This window comes from Rhizobium sp. SSA_523 (genome assembly GCF_030435705.1).
Lineage (GTDB): Bacteria > Pseudomonadota > Alphaproteobacteria > Rhizobiales > Rhizobiaceae > Neorhizobium.
In genome coordinates, this window is record NZ_CP129381.1 from 466,186 (window position 1) to 483,308 (window position 17,123).

Genomic DNA, 17,123 nt, shown 5'->3' on the forward strand with positions numbered 1-17,123 from the left:
TCATCGCTCCAGGGACGGCAGAAGACCGGCGGAGACGGAGGCGTTCAGCCTGCCGGACGCAACGAGTTCGATGGCATTCTGCAGGTCCGTCGCCATATACCGGTCTTCCTCCAGGGAGGGCACCACGGCGCGAATGGCGGCGACGGCCTTTTGCAGCTCCCGGCTGGTCTCAACCGGTCTGAACTCGATCCCTTGTGCAGCCGCCAGTGCTTCGATCGCCAGGATGCCAAAGAGGTTCTCGGTCATTGCCAGGAGACGACGGGCGCCGTGGCAAGCCATGGAAACATGGTCCTCCTGATTGGCCGATGTCGGCGTCGAATCCACGGAGGCCGGATGCGACATCTGCTTGTTTTCCGACATCAGCGTAGCGGAGGTGACTTCCGCGATCATCAGCCCGGAATTCAGGCCCGGCTTCTTCGCGAGAAAAGCGGGCAGGCCGTAGGAAAGCGCGGGATCGACCAGAAGCGCGATGCGGCGCTGTGAAATCGCGCCGATTTCACAGATTGCCAAAGCGATCTGATCGGCTGCGAAGGCCACCGGCTCGGCGTGAAAATTTCCGCCCGACACGACCGACCCATCCGACAGGACGAGCGGATTGTCGGTGACGGCATTGGCCTCGATTTCCAGCGTCCGGCCGACCGAGCGCAGCAGGTCCAGGCAGGCGCCATCGACCTGCGGCTGGCAGCGGATGCAATAGGGATCCTGAACGCGCTCATCGCCTTCGACATGGCTGATCACGATCGCCGAGCCGGCCAGCAGGGCGCGCAGCGCGGCGGCAGTATCGATCTGCCCCTGATGACCGCGCAGCGTATGGATTTCGGGATGAAAGGGCGCAACCGATGCCATGGCCGCGTCGGTCGACATGGCGCCGGTGATCAAGGCCGCCTGGGCCGCCCGGTGAGCGCGAAACAATCCGGCAAGGGCCAGTGCGGTCGAGGTCTGGGTGCCGTTGATCAGCGCCAGGCCCTCCTTTGCGGCCAGCGCGATCGGCGCCAGGCCAGCTTTCTCAAGGGCGGCGGCACTCTCCATGCGCTCGCCGGCATAGTAGGCTTCCCCATGGCCCATCATGGTCGCCGTCATATGGGCAAGTGGAGCCAGATCGCCCGATGCGCCGACGGAACCTTTTTCCGGAATGACGGGAATGACGCCCTTTTCCAGCATCTGCTCGATGAGCAGCACAATCTCCAGGCGCACGCCCGAGGCGCCGCGGCCGAGGGAGATGAGTTTGAGCGCCATGATCAGCCGCGTGATGTTTTCCGGAAGCGGCTGGCCGACGCCGCAGCAATGCGACAGAATGAGGTTGCGCTGCAGAGTGGCCACATCCGCAGCATCGATCTTGATCGAGGCAAGCTTGCCGAAGCCGGTATTCACGCCATAGACGGGTGCATTGGCACTGGCGATCTCGGCAATGCGTCGGGCTGCCTTTTCAATGCCCGCGTGAAAGGCCGGCTCGATGCGGACTGCATCGCCGCTCCAGTAGATCTGCTCCAGGTCTTTCAGCGATACGGATCCGGGTGTCAGCGTGATGGTCATCTTTCGATCCTCTGTCCCTGGAAGATGCGGGCATGGAGCGGGTTGTAGCCGATCCGATAGACAAGTTCGGCCGGTGACTCGACGTCCCAGACGGCAAGATCGGCCGATTTGCCGGGCTCGAGGGTGCCGGTCTGGCGATGCAGGCCAAGGGCGCGGGCGGCCTCCCGGGTCGTACCGGCAATGCATTCCTCGATCGTCAGGCCGAAAAGGGTTGCCGCCATGTTCATCGCAAGAAGCAGGGAGGTCAGCGGCGATGTACCGGGATTGCAATCGGTGGCGATTGCCAGAGGCACGCCCGCCTGCCGCAGGAGCGCCACTGGCGGTTTGCGGGTCTCGTTCAGCGTATAGAAGGCGCCGGGCAAAAGAACCGCCACCGTGCCGGCCTGCGCCATGGAAAGCACGCCATCCTGGTCCAGATATTCGAGATGATCTGCCGACAGCGCGCCGAAGGACGCAGCAAGCTTTGCGCCGCCGAGATTGGAGAGCTGTTCGGCATGCAGCTTGACCGGGAGGCCAAGCGATCTGGCCAGCTGGAAGACACGGGCCATTTCGTCAGGCGAAAAGGCGATGCCTTCGCAAAATCCGTCCACGGCGTCGACCAGACCTTCCGAGTGCGCGAGTTCGAGACCCGGCAGCACGACCTCGGCGAGATAGGCCTCCTTGCGGCCCTTGTACTCTGCCGGTGTCGCATGGGCGGCAAGATAGGAGGTCTTGATCCTGACCTCGCGCAAAGCGGCGAGCCGCCGCGCCGCCCGCAGCATGTTCAGCTCGGTCGGGATATCGAGTCCGTAGCCGGACTTGATCTCGACGGTCGAAACACCTTCGGCCAGCAGGTGATCGAGCCGAGCAAGTGCGCCCTGCGCCAGCGCCTCGACGTCTTGCGCCCGCGTTGCCGTGACCGAGGAGACGATGCCGCCGCCGGCGCGGGATATGTCTTCGTAAGTCGCGCCATTCAGCCGCATTTCGAATTCCTTGGCGCGATTGCCGCCGAAGACGAGATGCGTATGGCAGTCGATCAGGGCGGGGGTGACCAGGCGTCCTTCGAGATCGATCGTCTCAGCGCCTTGCAAGTCCCGAGGAAGATCGGTCCGTCTGCCCACGAAGGTCAGTTCGGCGCCGGCGACCGCGATGACGCCGTCGGCGATCACGCCCAGTCCGCTTAAGCCCTCTCCGCTTGATCCCTGTCCACTAAGGTCTGGGGCAAGCGTCACCAGGCGGGCATTCCGGTACAGCGTCTGTTGAGGAGGGCTCGTGCGCATCGGGTTCGAAACTCATCCCTTTGGTGTTGCGGTCCAATCCAGATGCCATTAATGTATATACATAATGATCGGGATTGCAAGACGTCCCATGGATCGCCAAGGGCCTCGGCGCAGGAAGAAGGGAGAATTCGGAATGGAGATCTTGGCTGCGCGAGCGCTTCTGGAGGAGGGGTGGGCACAGGATGTCCGGATATGTATCCGCGACGGTGTCATCGATCGGATCGAGAAGGAGTTAGGGCCGCAGCCCTCCGGCGAAAGCGTGGACATTCTGGTTGCGGGAATGCCCAACCTTCACAGCCACGCGTTCCAGCGCGCAATGGCAGGTCTTGCCGAAGTGAGGGGAACGGTCGCCGACAGTTTCTGGAGCTGGCGGAGCCTCATGTATCAGCTTGCTCTGACCATGACGCCGGATCAGATGGAGGCGGTGGCGGCAAAGGTCTATATGGAAATGCTGGAGGCCGGTTTTACTCGCGTCGGCGAATTCCACTACCTCCACCATGACAAGGACGGCAGAGCCTATGCCAATATTGCCGAGCATGCGGAACGCATCGCTGAGGCCGCCGCCGATACGGGCATCAATCTGACGCTTCTTCCGGTCTTCTACGCGCATTCCAATTTCGGCGGTGTCGCCCCCGTCGACGGGCAGCGCCGGTTCATCCATACGCTCGACGCATTCTCGGACCTGATGGAGGCAAGCGAGCGCGCGATCAAGCCGCTGCGAAACAGCAATCTCGGGCTCGCTCTGCACAGCCTGCGCGCGGTCACCCCTGCCGAACTGCAGAGGCTGGTGGAGCGGCACGGTGACGGGCCGATCCATATTCACATTGCCGAGCAGGCGAAAGAGGTGAGCGACTGCCTGGCCTGGTCGGGCGCACGGCCGGTGGAATGGCTTCTCGCCAATGCGCCGGTGGATGCAAGGTGGTGCCTCATCCATGCAACCCATATGACGCAAAGCGAGACGCTCGGCATGGCGGCAAGCGGCGCGCTGGCCGGTCTATGTCCGATCACCGAGGCAAACCTTGGCGACGGCATTTTCCCGGCAGAGACATTTCTCCAGGCCGCCGGAAATTTCGGCATCGGATCGGATTCGAATATCTCCATCTCGGTTGCGCACGAATTGAGACAGCTGGAATATTCACAGCGCCTGCGTGCGCAGGCGCGCAATGTGATCGCCGAGCCGGGCCAGTCGACGGGCCGTAAGCTGTATGAGAAGGCCCTGCTGGGAGGGAATGCCGCGCTTGGCCACCATGCCGTGGTCAGGCCGGGCGCCGCTGCCGATCTCGTATCCCTGCGCGCCGATGCCGTCTTCGTGCGTCATGCCGACCAATTGCTCGACCACTGGGTTTTTGGCGACGGCGTGACGGTGGACAGCGTTTGGGCGGCTGGCATCAAATGCGTTGCCGATGGGCGTCATATTGCTCGCGACGTCATCGTGAAGCGGTTCCGGCTGGCCATGGAGACCCTCATGGACTGCTGATGGCAGACATGCCGACGCTTGCACCTATCTGCAGAAGGCGGCACATGTCAGAGTGGCAGGCCGGCGCCCTGATGCAGACCCAAAGAGCGCCGCACCACTTCGGATGACACATGCAACAGCAGAGCAAATCGCGATCGACCCTTCACCAGACGATTCTCGGCGAACTGGAACAGAAGATCGTTTCCGGTGAATGGCCGCCCGGCCACAAATTGCCGTTCGAACTGGATCTGGCAAAGACCTACAACGTGTCGCGCATGACCGTGAACAAGGTGATGACACAGCTCGTGAAGGCCGGACTGATCGAGCGCCGCAAGCGTTCGGGCTCCTTCGTTGCCCAGCCCAAGGGCCAGTCGGCAATCCTGGAGATCAACGATATCGAGTCGGAGGTCCGAGCGCTGGGCCAGTCCTATGCCTTTTCCATTCTGTCCAAGGCCATGCGACCGATGCATGAGATCGACACGGCGGATTGGGACGTTCCCGGCACTGCGCGGATCCTTGTCCTCACCTGCTTGCACCAGGCAGGCGGCGTGCCCTTCTGCCTCGAGGAGCGGCTGATCAACCTGGATGTGGTTCCGGAAGCCTCGAGCGCCGCCTTCGAGACGGAGCCGCCGGGCAACTGGCTCATCCGGCAGGCCCCCTGGTCGACGGCCGAACACCGGATCTTCGCAGTCAATGCAACGGACCGGCTGCCCGCGCTGCTGCAGATCCCGAAAGGCTCCGCCTGCCTGATCGTCGAGCGGCGGACCTGGAGTGAGGTGGGGCCGGTCACCCATGTCCGCCTGACCTATCCCGGCAAGCAGCATGCGATCGTCGCCCGATTTTCTCCGGCCTCCAAGCCCGCCTGATCTCATCCGTCACTGCGGCACTTTCGTTGCCCTTACCTGACCGAGGCCGTTTGCCTTCCGCCGGCTGCCGTTCCTCCAAAAAATGAAAATGGGGACGTGGGAAAACGTTTTCTCATATTGACGATCGCTTTGAGAAAAGCTTTTCTCATTGCAAGAGGCAGGGAGGCGACACTGGTTAGTCAGCGAACAAGATCCACGCGTGCAACAATACACGATGTCGCCCGTGCCGCCGGCGTCAGCGTCTCCACGGTCTCGAAGGCGCTGAACGACAATGGGCGGATGGCGCCGGATACCCGTGCCAGAATCAAGCAGGTCGCGGAGGGCATCGGCTTCAGGCCCAATGCGCTGGCCCGTGGCCTGCTTTTCAACCGCTCCTTCACGATCGGACTGCTCACCAACGATACCTATGGCCGCTTCACGCTGCCGGTCATGGCCGGCGTGTCCGAGGCCCTGGTCGACGAAGGCGTCTCGGTCTTTCTGTGTGCGATCGAAGACGATCCGGCGCTTGGCAAGATCCATGTCGACGCAATGCTGGACAAGCAGGTGGATGGGATCATCGCGACCGGCAAGCGCATCGACCGGGCGCTTCCGGTGGATCTGTCGGGGCTGTCGGTTCCGGTGGTCTACGCCTTCACGCAGGGCGCGCCGGAAAGCGTGACCTTTACCTCGGACGACGCGCAAGGGGTCGAGCTTGCCGTTGCGCAGCTGCTGGCGCTTGGCCGGCGGCGGCTGGTTCATGTGACGGGGCCGGAGGATTTCGCCTCGGTACGCGAGCGCGCTGCCGCCTTTCGCACCCATACCGGAGCTGCAGCGGAGGTGCTTTGCGGCGTCTGGTCGGAGGCCTGGGGGCATGAGGCCGTCGCCAGGCTATGGGGCAGGGGTGGCGAGACGCCCGACGGCATATTCTGCGGCAATGATCAGATCGCGCGCGGCGTCGTGGATGCTCTGCGCGAGCGCGCGGTGCGTGTGCCCGTGGATGTCTCGGTGATCGGTTTCGACAATTGGGAAATCATGGCCGATCAGGCACGTCCCCCGCTGACCTCGGTCGACATGAACCTGAAGGAACTCGGCAAGGAGGCCGGGCGCACGGTGCTTGCGCTGGCGGAGGGCAAGATCATCGAGCCGGGACTGCGCAAGCTGCCCTGCCGGCTTGTGGTGCGGCAATCCTGTGGAGGCGGGGTCGCTTGAAAATCAAGACGTGAGGAGACGGGAGCGTCGCAGACGCCCCGAAGAGGAGGAGGAAGTCATGATCAAGAAATTATTGTCCGCGACATGCCTGTTTTCTGTCGCGCTGATGTCCACCGCTTCGGCGGACACCATTTCCATGTGGGTGCGCTCCGGAATCGGCGATTCTTTTAAGGAACTGGTGAAGGCCTATAACGCCAAGGGCGGCGATACGGTGGAACTGACCGAAGTGCCCTTTGCCGAACTGGTGCAGAAATACGCAACGGCGATTGCCGGCGGCCAGGCGCCCGATGCGCTCTCCCTCGATCTCATCTATACGCCGGCCTTCGCTGCGGCCGGCCAGCTGGAGGATCTGACCGATTGGGCGCGGTCGCTGCCTTATTTCAACGCGCTGTCGCCCTCGCATATCAAGCTCGGCACCTATGACGACAGGATCTACGGCCTGCCGCTCTCGGTGGAAACCTCCATCTTCGCCTGGAACAAGGACCTCTACAAGAAGGCCGGTCTCGATCCGGACAAGGCCCCGAAGACCTGGGAGGAGATCGGCGACAATGCCCGGAAGATCCGTGCGCTGGGCGGCGATACCTATGGCTTCTACTTCTCCGGCGGCGGCTGCGGAGGCTGCATGATCTTCACTTTCACCCCGCTCGTCTGGGGCGCCGGTGCGGATATCCTGTCGGAGGATGGCAAGACGGCGACGCTCGATACGCCGCAGATGCGCAAGGCCATCGATGTCTATCGCGACCTTGTCGCCAAGGATACGGTACCGGCCGGCGCCGCCAGCGATAATGGCGTCAACTTCCTGTCCATCACAAATGGCAAGATCGGCCAGCAGAGCCTCGGCGCATTTGCGATCGGGACGATGGTGACGCAGCATCCCGAGATCGATTTCGGCGTGACGCTGATACCCGGCGTCGACGGCAAGCCGTCCTCCTTTGCCGGCGGCGACAATTTCGTCGTCACCAAGGCCACGCCTCGGCTCGATCAGATCAAGGCTTTCCTGGAATACACCTATTCCGTCGAGGGCCAGACGATCATGGCCGAATATGGCAGCCTTCCGACGCGCGCCGATATTGCCGATCAGGTCCTGTCCGGGCTGGATCCGCGTCTGAAGGTAGCGATGAGTGCGGTTTCCCTCGCGAAAACGCCCTATACCCTGCAGTTCAACGATCTGATCAATTCCGCCAATGGTCCCTGGGCCACCTTCATCAATGCCGCGATCTATGGCGACGATGTTGACGGCGCCTTCTCGGATGCGCAGGCGGAGATGCAATCGATCCTCGACGCGGCGCAATAGGCAAGGCCGGCGGAACGCGGAGCCGTCCGTCCTGCGAACCTCGGGAGGAGCCGCACCGGCTCCTCCACGGATCTTCAAAAGACAAGCGAAGCGATCATGACGATGACCCTTGCAGCATCAGGGCCGCCTCGCGTGCGGCGGCGAAAACGAAGACGATCCGGCCTGACGGGCATGCTCTACATCGCGCCGGCAATGGCTCTGGTGACGGTCTTCTTCGTCATCCCGGTTCTCTTTACGCTCTGGATGAGCTTCCACCGGTGGCCGCTTCTGGGAGAGCCGAGTTGGATCGGCCTGCGCAATTACACGCGCATGCTTTCCGATGGCCGCTTCTTTACGGCCCTCGGTTTTACGGCGCGTTACACGGTGATCGTCACCATCGCCATTTTCGCCGTCGCCTTTCCGCTCGCCTTCCTGGTCGAAAAGCAGCGGTCCTTCGTGGCGACCTACCGGACGATCATCTTTCTGCCGGTGGTTGTCGGCCTTGCCTCCGCATCGCTGCTATGGGTCTGGCTTGCCAATGTCGACAGCGGCCTCTTTTCGCCGCTTTTCCAGGCGCTTGGGGTGACCTCTGGCCGGGTGAACCTGCTGGCGAATTTCGATCTTGCCTTTGCGACCATCATCGTCATGGTCGTCTGGAAAATCGCTGGTTTCACCATGATCATCCTTCTGACGGGCCTGCAGGCGATCCCGGCGGAGCTGACGGAGGCGGCGCGCATCGATGGAGCCCGCCGCTGGCAGCGGTTCCGCCATCTGACGCTGCCGCTGATGCGCCGCACCCTGGCGCTGGCACTCATCCTGTCGATTACCGGTTCGATCCTGGCATTCGACCAATTCTACATCATGACCTCGGGCGGACCGCAGAACCGGATGATCTCCGTGGTCTACTACATCTTCAATCAGTCCTTTGTGTCCTTCAATCTGGGCTATGGGGCGGCCTTGTCCATCGTGCTTCTGGCCATACTGCTTGTCATCAGCATCATCCAGCTGTGGCTGCTCAAGGTAGGAGACGAGCGGTCATGACAGGATCCCGACATCGTCGCGCCCGCAAGGCGCTGTTGAACCGCATCGCCTATCACGGCGTGGGCATCGGCACCGCCTTCTTCTTCCTTGCGCCTTTCCTCGTCAGCCTTCTTGCCTCCTTCCGCTCCAACCGGGAAAACGCCCTGCCGCCCCTGCCGCCCTGGCCGACGACCGGCATCAGCCTCGATGCCTATCGGGCGCTGGACGGCTTCGGTGCCGGCATCTGGCAACACACGCTGAACTCGCTTGCCGTTTCGCTCGGCACGGTGATCCTGACGGTGGCGGTCAGCGTGCTGGCGGGATACGGTTTCTCGCGCTACCGTTTCCCGCTGAAGAACGTGCTCTTCGTGCTGATCATCGCAACGTTGATGATCCCGTTCCAGTCGATCCTGACGCCGCTATTCATCATTCTCGCCACGCTTGGTCTCAACAATTCGCTGTTCGGACTGATGCTGATCTATGTGACGCTGCAACTGCCCTTTTCTGTCTTCATGATGCGCAATGCCTTCGATGCGGTGCCGAAGGAAATCGAGGAGGCAGCCCGCATCGATGGGGCGCGCGACCTCAGGCTCCTGGTTCGCGTGCTTCTGCCACTCGTCATGCCGGGTATCGCGACGGTCTCGATCTTCGCCTTTCTCAATGCATGGAACGAGTTTCTGGCGGCGCTCGTGCTGCTGTCCAGCAATGACAATTATACGCTTCCGGTCCTGATGACGGCGGTGCGCGCCGGGCGTCTCGGCGCCATCAATTGGGGTGCGGTGCAGGCCGGCGTTACCGTGATGGTGGTGCCCTGCCTCTTCGTCTTCCTTCTCCTGCAACGCTATTACATGCGCGGTCTGATGGCTGGCGCGGTGAAATAATGGAAAGAGAACCCATGACCATTTCTCGTAAAGATCGCCAGTTCCGCCCCGTCGCCGTTCCTGATGTCAAGATCGCCGGCTTCTGGGGCAAGTGGCAGGATGCGGTCTGCCGCTCGACCGCCGCAACGCTGCTCGACCGCTGCGTCGAGGCCGGAATGGTGCGGGCGATCGATGTCGACCAGCCAAGCCCCGGCATCGTCATTCCGATCCTCGACTGGGGCGGCACGACCCAGATGTTCTGGGATTCCGATCTCGGCAAGTCGATCGAGACCATTGCCTATTCGCTGTATCGCGCGCCCAATCCCGTTCTCGAGGCAAGAGCGGATGCGATCATCGATCTCTACGAGAAGCTGCAGGACAAGGACGGCTATGTGAATGCCTGGTTTCAGCGCGTCCAGCCCGAGCGGCGCTGGAAGAACCTGCGCGATCATCACGAGCTCTACTGTGCCGGCCACCTGATCGAGGCGGCCGTTGCCTATTATCAGGCGACCGGCAAGCGCAAGCTGCTGGACATCATGTGCCGCTATGCCGACTACATGATTAAGGTCTTCGGACACGGCCCGGGACAGATTGCCGGCTATGACGGGCATCAGGAAATCGAGCTGGCGCTGGTCAAACTTGCCCGCGTGACCGGGGAGACGAAATATCTCGCCCTCTCCAGGTTCTTTATCGACGAGCGGGGAACGGAGCCGCATTTCTTCACCCTGGAGGCGGAGCGGGACGGCCGCGACACGAAGGACTACATCCAGAAGAGCTATGAATACGGTCAGGCGCATCGTCCTGTCCGCGAGCAGAAGAAGGTCGTGGGTCACGCCGTGCGGGCCATGTACATGTATTCGGCCATGGCCGATCTTGCGACCGAGTACAGGGACGACAGCCTGACCAACGCCCTGGAAGCGCTCTGGGACGATCTCGTCTCCAAGCAGATGTACATTACCGGCGGTATTGGTCCGGCGGCCTCCAATGAGGGCTTCACCGACTATTACGACCTGCCCAATGATACGGCCTATGCCGAGACCTGCGCCTCGGTTGGCCTGGTCTTCTGGGCGAGCCGCATGCTCGGCCGTGGCCCGGATCGCCGCTACGGCGACATCATGGAGCAGGCGCTTTACAACGGCGCCCTGCCGGGACTGGCGATCGACGGCAAGACCTTCTTCTATGACAATCCGCTGGAATCGACCGGCAAGCATCACCGCTGGAGATGGCACCATTGCCCCTGTTGCCCGCCCAACATTGCGCGGCTCGTCACCTCCATCGGTTCCTATATGTATGCCGTGGCTGATGACGAGATTGCCGTGCATCTGTACGGCGAAAGCAGCCTTCGCTGCACGCTCGCCAATGGTGCCGACCTGTCGCTGAAACAGAGCACGGACTATCCCTGGGATGGAAAGATAAGCTTCGAGCTCGCGCTTTCCGATCCGGCGAGCTTCGCGCTCTGGCTGCGCATCCCCGAATGGGCCGGAGCTGCGACGCTGAGCGTCAACGGCCAGATGCTCGACCTGTCGGCCGCCATGACCAATGGCTATGCCCGCATTAATCGCGAATGGCGGGATGGCGACCGGGTGGCGCTGCTGCTGCCGCTCGCCCTCAGGCCGCAATATTCCAATCCCAAGGTGCGGCAGGATGCCGGCCGGGTGGCACTGATGCGCGGGCCTATGGTCTATTGCGCCGAGGAAGTCGACAATGGCGGCGATCTCAACGCCATCGTCGTTCCGCAGACACTGCCCGAGGCGAGCACGCAGCTGCTGGCGGACCTGAATGGTGCGGTCGCCGTCACTCTGGCGGTCGAGCGGGAGGATACCGAGGCCTGGGGCGAGGCACTGTATCGGGCGACACCGGCGCAGCGCCGTCCGGCGGATCTGCGCCTGGTTCCCTATCATCTATGGGACAATCGTGCGCCCGGCAGCATGCTCGTGTGGTTCCAGGCGGGGAAGTGACGGATGAACCACATGACGTATGACTTGAGGCCGGCCAGCCTGGTTCTGTCGGATGTTCGCAAGAGCTATGGCAGCCTGGACGTGATCCACGGCATCGATCTGACGATAGGCGAGGGCGAATTCGTCGTCTTTGTCGGGCCATCCGGATGCGGCAAGTCCACGCTCCTGCGGATGATCGCCGGGCTTGAAGAGGTGACCGAGGGTGATGTGGTGATCAAGGGCCGCGATGTCACCGATCTCGATCCCTCCGAGCGGGGCATCGCCATGGTGTTCCAGTCCTATGCACTGTATCCGCATATGAGCGTGCGCGACAATCTGGCCTTCGGACTGAAGATGTCGCGCACAGCCACGGTCGAAATCGACCGGCGGGTCGCTCAGGCTGCGGCCATCCTCAAGATCGAGCATCTCCTGGAGCGGCGGCCGGGCCAGTTGTCCGGTGGCCAGCGTCAACGGGTGGCGATCGGCCGCGCCATCGTCCGCAAACCGGATGTCTTCCTGTTCGACGAGCCGCTGTCCAATCTCGATGCGGAACTGCGTGTCTCGATGCGCATCGAGATCGCACGGCTGCACCGCGATCTCGGCAATACGATGATCTATGTGACGCACGACCAGACCGAGGCGATGACGCTCGCCGATCGTATCGTGATCCTGCGGGACGGCCGGATCGAGCAGGTCGGCTCGCCGCGGCAAGTCTATCAGGATCCCGCCAATACCTTCGTCGCGGGCTTCATCGGATCGCCGCGCATGAACCTGATCGAGGCGACATGGGAAAGGGGCGCCCCTCGTGTCAGTGAGACGGTCTTGCCCGCCCCGGCGGTGAGGCAGCCGCCTGCCGACGGCGCATCCCTCACCTTCGGCATCAGGCCCGAACACATCCGGATTGCGACGGATGACCAGGAGGGGTTGCCGGCTGTCGTGGAGTTCAGCGAATATCTTGGTGGCACCTGCTACCTCTATTGCCGGCTGTCGGGAGGACAGGCCCTGACCATTGAGAGCCGGGATGAACTCCAGCTGCAGAGCGGCGACAGGTTGACCCTCGCTCTGCCGGCAGAGCGCAGCTTTCTGTTCGATGCATCCGGCCAGCGCCTGCGCTAGATCCCAGGGGCGCATCGGAAGCCAGGCCGGGCCTTGGGGCGGGAACGTTCTTTCCGTGTGGATCGACAGGCCGATCTCAGCGGATCAGCCCGTCAAGGCGTGCAGGTGACATAGGCGACCACCGCGTCGGCGATCATCCGCTTGTGCCGGTTGTAGGTCTCGGGTTCCGACAGGTCGCGATGGAAGATCGTCCCGAAGGTGTAGCGATTCGAGACGCGGAAAAAACAGAAGGCACTGATAAGCATGTGCAGGTCGATGGCATCGACATCGGCGCGGAACAGGTTTTCGCGCCGGCCGCGCTCCAGAACCTCTTGGATCGTCTTGACGATGGAGAGGTTGAGGTCGCCGATTTCCGCCGACTGCTTCATATGATTGGCGTAGTGGATATTCTCGATGCTCACCAGCCGCACGAAATCGGGATTGTTTTCATCGTGATCGAAGGTGCTGCCGATCAGCGTCCGCAGGGCCTCCACCGGTGGCATATGCGCCAGTTCAAGATCCTCCTCCAGCGTGCGGATCTTGCGATAGGCCTTTTCCAGCACAGCCAGATAAAGACCCTCCTTACTGCCGAAATAGTAGTAGATCATCCGCTTGGACGTTTTGGTTTTCTCGGCGATGGCATCGACGCGCCCGCCTGACAGGCCAAAGGCGGAAAACTCTTCGGTCGCGACCCTGAGGATATCCTGCTTCGTCTTTTCCGGATCATTCTTCCGGGTCTCGCGTTCAACCGGCGTTGCCACCATTTCGATCCATCTCCTGTGCGGGCGACCGACCCGCAGATGTCACTTCATATTCAGCTTCGGCGCCTTCATCAACTTAGTCTTGTTGACACGTACTGGTTAGTACATTACGAGATTCGCTCAACAGGCGTTTGGAGGAGCGCCGACGGCAGACGGATCTTGTCCCTCGGCCGCCGGTGGGAATGACATGGATACTGCCCGCACTGCGAGGTTTGAAGCCGGCCTGATCGGCAAAGGAATACAGGCATCCCTGACGCCTGCCATGCATATGGCAGAGGGACGCGCCCAGGGTCTCGAATATCACTATCATCTCCTGGACCTCGATGAGGTCGACAAAGGCGCGGTAGCCCTGCCCGAGCTTATCGCCGATGCGGAGCGCCGTGGCTTTGGCGGCCTCAATATCACCCATCCCTGCAAGCAGCAGGTGATCGCTCTCCTGGACGATCTGTCGCAAGAGGCGCGGGCGCTTGGTGCGGTGAACACGGTCGTGCTGCGTGACGGACGTCGCCATGGGCACAATACCGATTGGTGGGGCTTTGCCGAGAGTTTCCGGCTTGGCCTGCCCGGGGCGGATCTCGCCTCGGTGGTGCAGCTCGGCGCCGGTGGCGCTGGCGCTGCCACGGCCTTCGCCATCCTGCGCTCGGGCGCTCGCGCGCTGACGATCTTCGATCAGGACCACGACCGCGCGGAGAAGCTTGTCGAGACCATGCGCCAGCATTTCGACAAGTCCGCAATCCGCGTCGGAACCGATCTTGCCGGCTCGATGGCGCATGCCTCCGGCCTTATTCACGCAACGCCGACCGGCATGGTGAACTATCCGGGCCTGCCGCTGCCGGCGGCGCTTTTGGAGCCGTCGGTATGGGTGGCGGAGATCGTCTATTTCCCGCTCCATACGGAGCTTCTCGTCGAGGCGCGCCGTCGCGGCTGCCGGGTGTTAAACGGCGGGGGAATGGCCGTCTTCCAGGCGGTGAAAGCCTTCGAACTCTTCACCGGCATAGAACCCGATGCGCAACGCATGCTGAACCATTTCGCGCAAATGACCAGCGCGTCTGCGCGGCAGGCTCTGCTTCAGGATTGATGCCAAGGAGGCGCTCATGAAAACTTCGATTGCGACGGTTTCCATCAGCGGCGAACTTCCGCAAAAGCTGGAGGCGATTGCGCGGGCGGGATTCGACGGCGTCGAGATCTTCGAGAACGATTTCCTCGCCTTTGATGGAAGCCCGCGCGATGTCGGGCGCATGGTGCGCGATTTCGGCCTGGAGATCACGCTGTTCCAGCCCTTCCGGGATTTCGAAGGCATGCCGGAGCCGCATCGCTCCCGCACCTTCGATCGGGCGGAACGCAAGTTTGACATCATGCAGGAACTGGGGACCGACCTGGTGCTGGTCTGCTCCAATGTCTCACCGGTTTCCCTGGGCGGTATCGATCGCGCTGCGGCGGATTTTCGGGAGCTTGGCGAAAGGGCAGCGAAGCGCGGGCTGAAGGTCGGCTTCGAGGCGCTTGCCTGGGGCAAGCATATTTTTGACCATCGCGATGCGTGGGAGATCGTGCGGCGCGCCGATCATGCCAATGTGGGCCTGATCCTCGACAGCTTTCATACGCTCGCGCGCAAGATCGATCTCGGTTCCATCCGCTCGGTGCCGAAGGACAAGATCTTCATCGTGCAATTGGCGGATGCGCCGCTGATCAACATGGATCTCCTGTACTGGAGCAGGCATTTCCGCAATATGCCGGGCGAGGGCGATCTGCCCGTTGCCGATTTCGTCGCCGCCATCGCAGAGACCGGCTATGACGGCTATTTCTCGCTGGAAATCTTCAACGATCAATTCCGCGGCGGCTCCGCCAAGGCGATCGCGGCGGATGGCCAGCGGTCCCTGCGATATCTCGGCGACCAGGTGCGCAGGCGCCCTGAAGTGAAAGCGCTCACGGTGCCGCCCATGCCCGACCGGGCCAAGGTGAAGGGCGTCGCCTTCATTGAGTTCTCCGTCGGCCAGGATGATGCGGAGCAGTTGGTCGCGATGCTGCGGGCGCTCGGGTTTGCGCGTACGGCTATCCACAAGACAAAGAAGGTCAGCGTCTATCAGCAGGGACAGATCCGCATCCTCGTCAATACGGAGGAGGAGGGCTTTGCGAGTGCCGCCTACGCCGTTCACGGCGCCTCCGCCTACGCCATGGCGCTCGACGTGGATGATGCCGAAGCCGCTCTCAGCCGCGCCGTTGCACTTGGCGCGGAGCAGTTCAGTCAACCGGTCGGGCCTGGCGAGCTGGAGGTTCCGGCTATCCGGGGCGTGGGCGGCGATCTCATCTACATGATCGATGACGTCAGCATGCTCGGCCGGCTGTGGGACATCGATTTCGAAGCCGCGCCGCAGGATGCGACGACCGGACATGCATGCCTGACATCGATCGATCATGTGGCTCAGACCGTGGCTTATGAGGAAATGCTGACCTGGCTGTTGTTCTACACATCGATTTTCGAGACGGCAAAGACGCCGATGGTCGATATCATCGACCCGGCAGGGGTGGTGCGCAGCCAGGTGGTCGAAAACAGCGAAGGCGATCTGCGCATTACGATGAACGGCGCGGAGAACCGGCGCACGCTGGCCGGCCATTTCATCGCGGAAAAGTTCGGCTCCGGCATTCAGCACATCGCGTTCAAGAGCAGCGACATCTTTGCGACCGCGAAGGCGCTGCGCGAAAACGGCTTCAAGGTTCTGCCGATCTCTCCGAACTATTACGGCGATGTCGAAGCGCGCTTCGGACTTGATCCTGAACTGACCGAACGCCTGAAAGCCGAGAACATCCTCTATGATCGCGACGATCACGGCGAATATTACCAGCTTTACAGCGGCACGTTCGGAGAGGGCTTCTTTTTCGAGATCGTCCAGCGCGAAGGCTATCGCGGCTATGGCGCGGCCAATGCGATCTTCCGGATCGCAGCACTGAAGAAGCAGATCCGACCCGAAGGGATGCCTGCCGCATGACGAAGATTGTCCCGGCCTCCAGCGTCGAATGCCTGGTTCGTTCGCGCGATCAGTTGGGCGAAACGCCATTGTGGTGCGAACAGAGCCGGAAACTCTGGTGGCTCGACATCGAGAAACCGAAGCTGCAGAGCTACGACCCTTCGGCTGATTTCCATGAAATCATGCCGATGCGCGGCATCACCTTTCTCGGCAGCCAGGCCTTGACGACGTCCGGCCAACATCTGCTTGCGCATGATCTCGATCTCGTCCTGCAAGCGGCGGATGGCGGTCCGCCCTCGCTTTTCGCACGGGTGGAACATGGTCTCGACAACCGTCTCAATGACGGGCGCGTCGACCGGCAAGGACGTCTGTGGATCGGGACCATGGACAACCAGTTGCACCGGCCAGCCGGCGCCCTCTACCGCGTCGATCCATCCGGCGAGGCGACCCGCATTCTGGGCGATGTGGTCGTCAGCAATGGAATAGCGTTTTCGCCGGATGGACGGCGCTTTCACTTCACCGACACGCGGCGGCACAAAAGCTGGGTGTTCGACATGGATCCGGACGATGGGGTCCTGTCCAATCAGAGGCTCTTCGCCGATTATTCAGCAACCGGCGACAGGCCCGACGGCGCCTGTTTCGATGCTGATGGCGGTCTGTGGACGGCCTTCTTCGCGGGGAGCCGCGTGGTTCGCTACAGCCCGGACGGCCGGATCGACACTGTCATCGAGCTGCCGGTCACCAACCCCACCTGCGTCTGCTTTGGCGGCGACGACTTGCGTACGCTGATCGTCACGACCGCCAGGAAGTTCCTGCCTGAGGAGACGCTGGAGACGGAGGCATTGGCCGGCTCGGTCCTGGCCATTCATGGCCTGGCCGAGGGACTGCCGGAAAACCGATTCGCCGCGTGAG

At 62.1% G+C, this 17,123-nt stretch carries 14 protein-coding genes; 11 read left to right on the forward strand and 3 right to left on the reverse strand.

All coding sequences use genetic code 11. From position 1 onward, the window contains the following. Both hutH and hutI read right to left on the reverse strand, forming a co-directional pair. Positions 1–1,533 (reverse strand): histidine ammonia-lyase, encoded by a 1,533-nt coding sequence (gene hutH, locus QTJ18_RS03515; RefSeq protein WP_252752014.1) that lies wholly within the window; start codon positions 1,531–1,533, stop codon positions 1–3. Continuing rightward, entirely contained in the window at positions 1,530–2,792 is a 1,263-nt protein-coding gene (gene hutI, locus QTJ18_RS03520; protein WP_252752013.1) for an imidazolonepropionase, read from the reverse strand. The genes hutH and hutI overlap by 4 nt, the downstream gene beginning before the upstream one ends. Positions 2,793–2,925: 133 nt before the next feature. Between hutI and QTJ18_RS03525 the strand changes: the two genes are divergently transcribed. The 8 genes from QTJ18_RS03525 (at position 2,926) to QTJ18_RS03560 (ending at position 12,508) form a co-directional block, all read left to right on the forward strand. Further along, positions 2,926–4,269 (forward strand): formimidoylglutamate deiminase, encoded by a 1,344-nt coding sequence (locus tag QTJ18_RS03525; RefSeq protein WP_252752012.1) that lies wholly within the window; start codon positions 2,926–2,928, stop codon positions 4,267–4,269. 110 nt (positions 4,270–4,379) lie between these two features. Further along, complete coding sequence (hutC, locus tag QTJ18_RS03530; RefSeq protein WP_252752011.1) at positions 4,380–5,114, forward strand: histidine utilization transcriptional repressor HutC; 735 nt, start codon at positions 4,380–4,382, stop codon at positions 5,112–5,114. A gap of 207 nt (positions 5,115–5,321) precedes the next feature. Beyond that, complete coding sequence (locus QTJ18_RS03535) at positions 5,322–6,302, forward strand: LacI family DNA-binding transcriptional regulator (protein ID WP_301557767.1); 981 nt, start codon at positions 5,322–5,324, stop codon at positions 6,300–6,302. A gap of 58 nt (positions 6,303–6,360) precedes the next feature. Continuing rightward, positions 6,361–7,596 (forward strand): ABC transporter substrate-binding protein, encoded by a 1,236-nt coding sequence (locus QTJ18_RS03540; protein ID WP_252752010.1) that lies wholly within the window; start codon positions 6,361–6,363, stop codon positions 7,594–7,596. Between the two features lie 102 nt (positions 7,597–7,698). Continuing rightward, on the forward strand, positions 7,699–8,616 hold the full coding sequence (locus tag QTJ18_RS03545; protein WP_252752411.1) for a carbohydrate ABC transporter permease: 918 nt from the start codon (positions 7,699–7,701) through the stop codon (positions 8,614–8,616). Further along, on the forward strand, positions 8,613–9,476 hold the full coding sequence (locus tag QTJ18_RS03550) for a carbohydrate ABC transporter permease (RefSeq protein ID WP_252752009.1): 864 nt from the start codon (positions 8,613–8,615) through the stop codon (positions 9,474–9,476). The genes QTJ18_RS03545 and QTJ18_RS03550 overlap by 4 nt, the downstream gene beginning before the upstream one ends. Before the next feature lie 14 nt (positions 9,477–9,490). Beyond that, positions 9,491–11,413: a glycoside hydrolase family 127 protein gene (locus tag QTJ18_RS03555; protein ID WP_252752008.1), complete on the forward strand. Its 1,923-nt coding sequence runs from the start codon at positions 9,491–9,493 to the stop codon at positions 11,411–11,413. A gap of 12 nt (positions 11,414–11,425) precedes the next feature. After that, the gene (locus tag QTJ18_RS03560; protein ID WP_252752007.1) at positions 11,426–12,508 is read left to right on the forward strand and encodes an ABC transporter ATP-binding protein; all 1,083 of its coding nucleotides are present in this window, start codon (positions 11,426–11,428) and stop codon (positions 12,506–12,508) included. Between the two features lie 92 nt (positions 12,509–12,600). Here QTJ18_RS03560 and QTJ18_RS03565 read toward each other — a convergent pair whose 3' ends face one another. After that, complete coding sequence (locus QTJ18_RS03565; RefSeq protein ID WP_252752006.1) at positions 12,601–13,251, reverse strand: TetR/AcrR family transcriptional regulator; 651 nt, start codon at positions 13,249–13,251, stop codon at positions 12,601–12,603. A gap of 184 nt (positions 13,252–13,435) precedes the next feature. Here QTJ18_RS03565 and QTJ18_RS03570 point away from each other — a divergent pair, with 184 nt between their 5' ends. Genes QTJ18_RS03570 through QTJ18_RS03580 form a run of 3 tightly spaced genes read left to right on the forward strand, consistent with a single transcriptional unit; the run spans position 13,436 to position 17,122 of the window. Then, entirely contained in the window at positions 13,436–14,326 is an 891-nt protein-coding gene (locus tag QTJ18_RS03570) for a shikimate dehydrogenase (RefSeq protein ID WP_252752005.1), read from the forward strand. Positions 14,327–14,342: 16 nt separating this feature from the next. Then, positions 14,343–16,232, forward strand: a complete 1,890-nt coding sequence (locus QTJ18_RS03575) for a bifunctional sugar phosphate isomerase/epimerase/4-hydroxyphenylpyruvate dioxygenase family protein (RefSeq protein WP_252752004.1) — start codon at positions 14,343–14,345, stop codon at positions 16,230–16,232. After that, positions 16,229–17,122, forward strand: a complete 894-nt coding sequence (locus tag QTJ18_RS03580) for an SMP-30/gluconolactonase/LRE family protein (RefSeq protein ID WP_252752003.1) — start codon at positions 16,229–16,231, stop codon at positions 17,120–17,122. The genes QTJ18_RS03575 and QTJ18_RS03580 overlap by 4 nt, the downstream gene beginning before the upstream one ends. Position 17,123: the final 1 nt, after the last annotated feature.

Excerpts from the sequence above, each read along its gene's own strand:
- QTJ18_RS03565 (WP_252752006.1), bottom strand. The coding sequence starts at position 13,251 with ATGGTGGCAACGCCGGTTGAACGCGAGACCCGGAAGAATGATCCGGAA.
- QTJ18_RS03570 (WP_252752005.1), top strand. The coding sequence starts at position 13,436 with ATGGATACTGCCCGCACTGCGAGGTTTGAAGCCGGCCTGATCGGCAAA.
- hutH (WP_252752014.1), bottom strand. The coding sequence starts at position 1,533 with ATGACCATCACGCTGACACCCGGATCCGTATCGCTGAAAGACCTGGAG.
- QTJ18_RS03525 (WP_252752012.1), top strand. The coding sequence starts at position 2,926 with ATGGAGATCTTGGCTGCGCGAGCGCTTCTGGAGGAGGGGTGGGCACAG.
- hutC (WP_252752011.1), top strand. The coding sequence starts at position 4,380 with ATGCAACAGCAGAGCAAATCGCGATCGACCCTTCACCAGACGATTCTC.
- QTJ18_RS03545 (WP_252752411.1), top strand. The coding sequence starts at position 7,699 with ATGACCCTTGCAGCATCAGGGCCGCCTCGCGTGCGGCGGCGAAAACGA.
- QTJ18_RS03550 (WP_252752009.1), top strand. The coding sequence starts at position 8,613 with ATGACAGGATCCCGACATCGTCGCGCCCGCAAGGCGCTGTTGAACCGC.
- QTJ18_RS03540 (WP_252752010.1), top strand. The coding sequence starts at position 6,361 with ATGATCAAGAAATTATTGTCCGCGACATGCCTGTTTTCTGTCGCGCTG.
- QTJ18_RS03555 (WP_252752008.1), top strand. The coding sequence starts at position 9,491 with ATGACCATTTCTCGTAAAGATCGCCAGTTCCGCCCCGTCGCCGTTCCT.
- QTJ18_RS03580 (WP_252752003.1), top strand. The coding sequence starts at position 16,229 with ATGACGAAGATTGTCCCGGCCTCCAGCGTCGAATGCCTGGTTCGTTCG.
- QTJ18_RS03560 (WP_252752007.1), top strand. The coding sequence starts at position 11,426 with ATGACGTATGACTTGAGGCCGGCCAGCCTGGTTCTGTCGGATGTTCGC.
- hutI (WP_252752013.1), bottom strand. The coding sequence starts at position 2,792 with ATGCGCACGAGCCCTCCTCAACAGACGCTGTACCGGAATGCCCGCCTG.
- QTJ18_RS03575 (WP_252752004.1), top strand. The coding sequence starts at position 14,343 with ATGAAAACTTCGATTGCGACGGTTTCCATCAGCGGCGAACTTCCGCAA.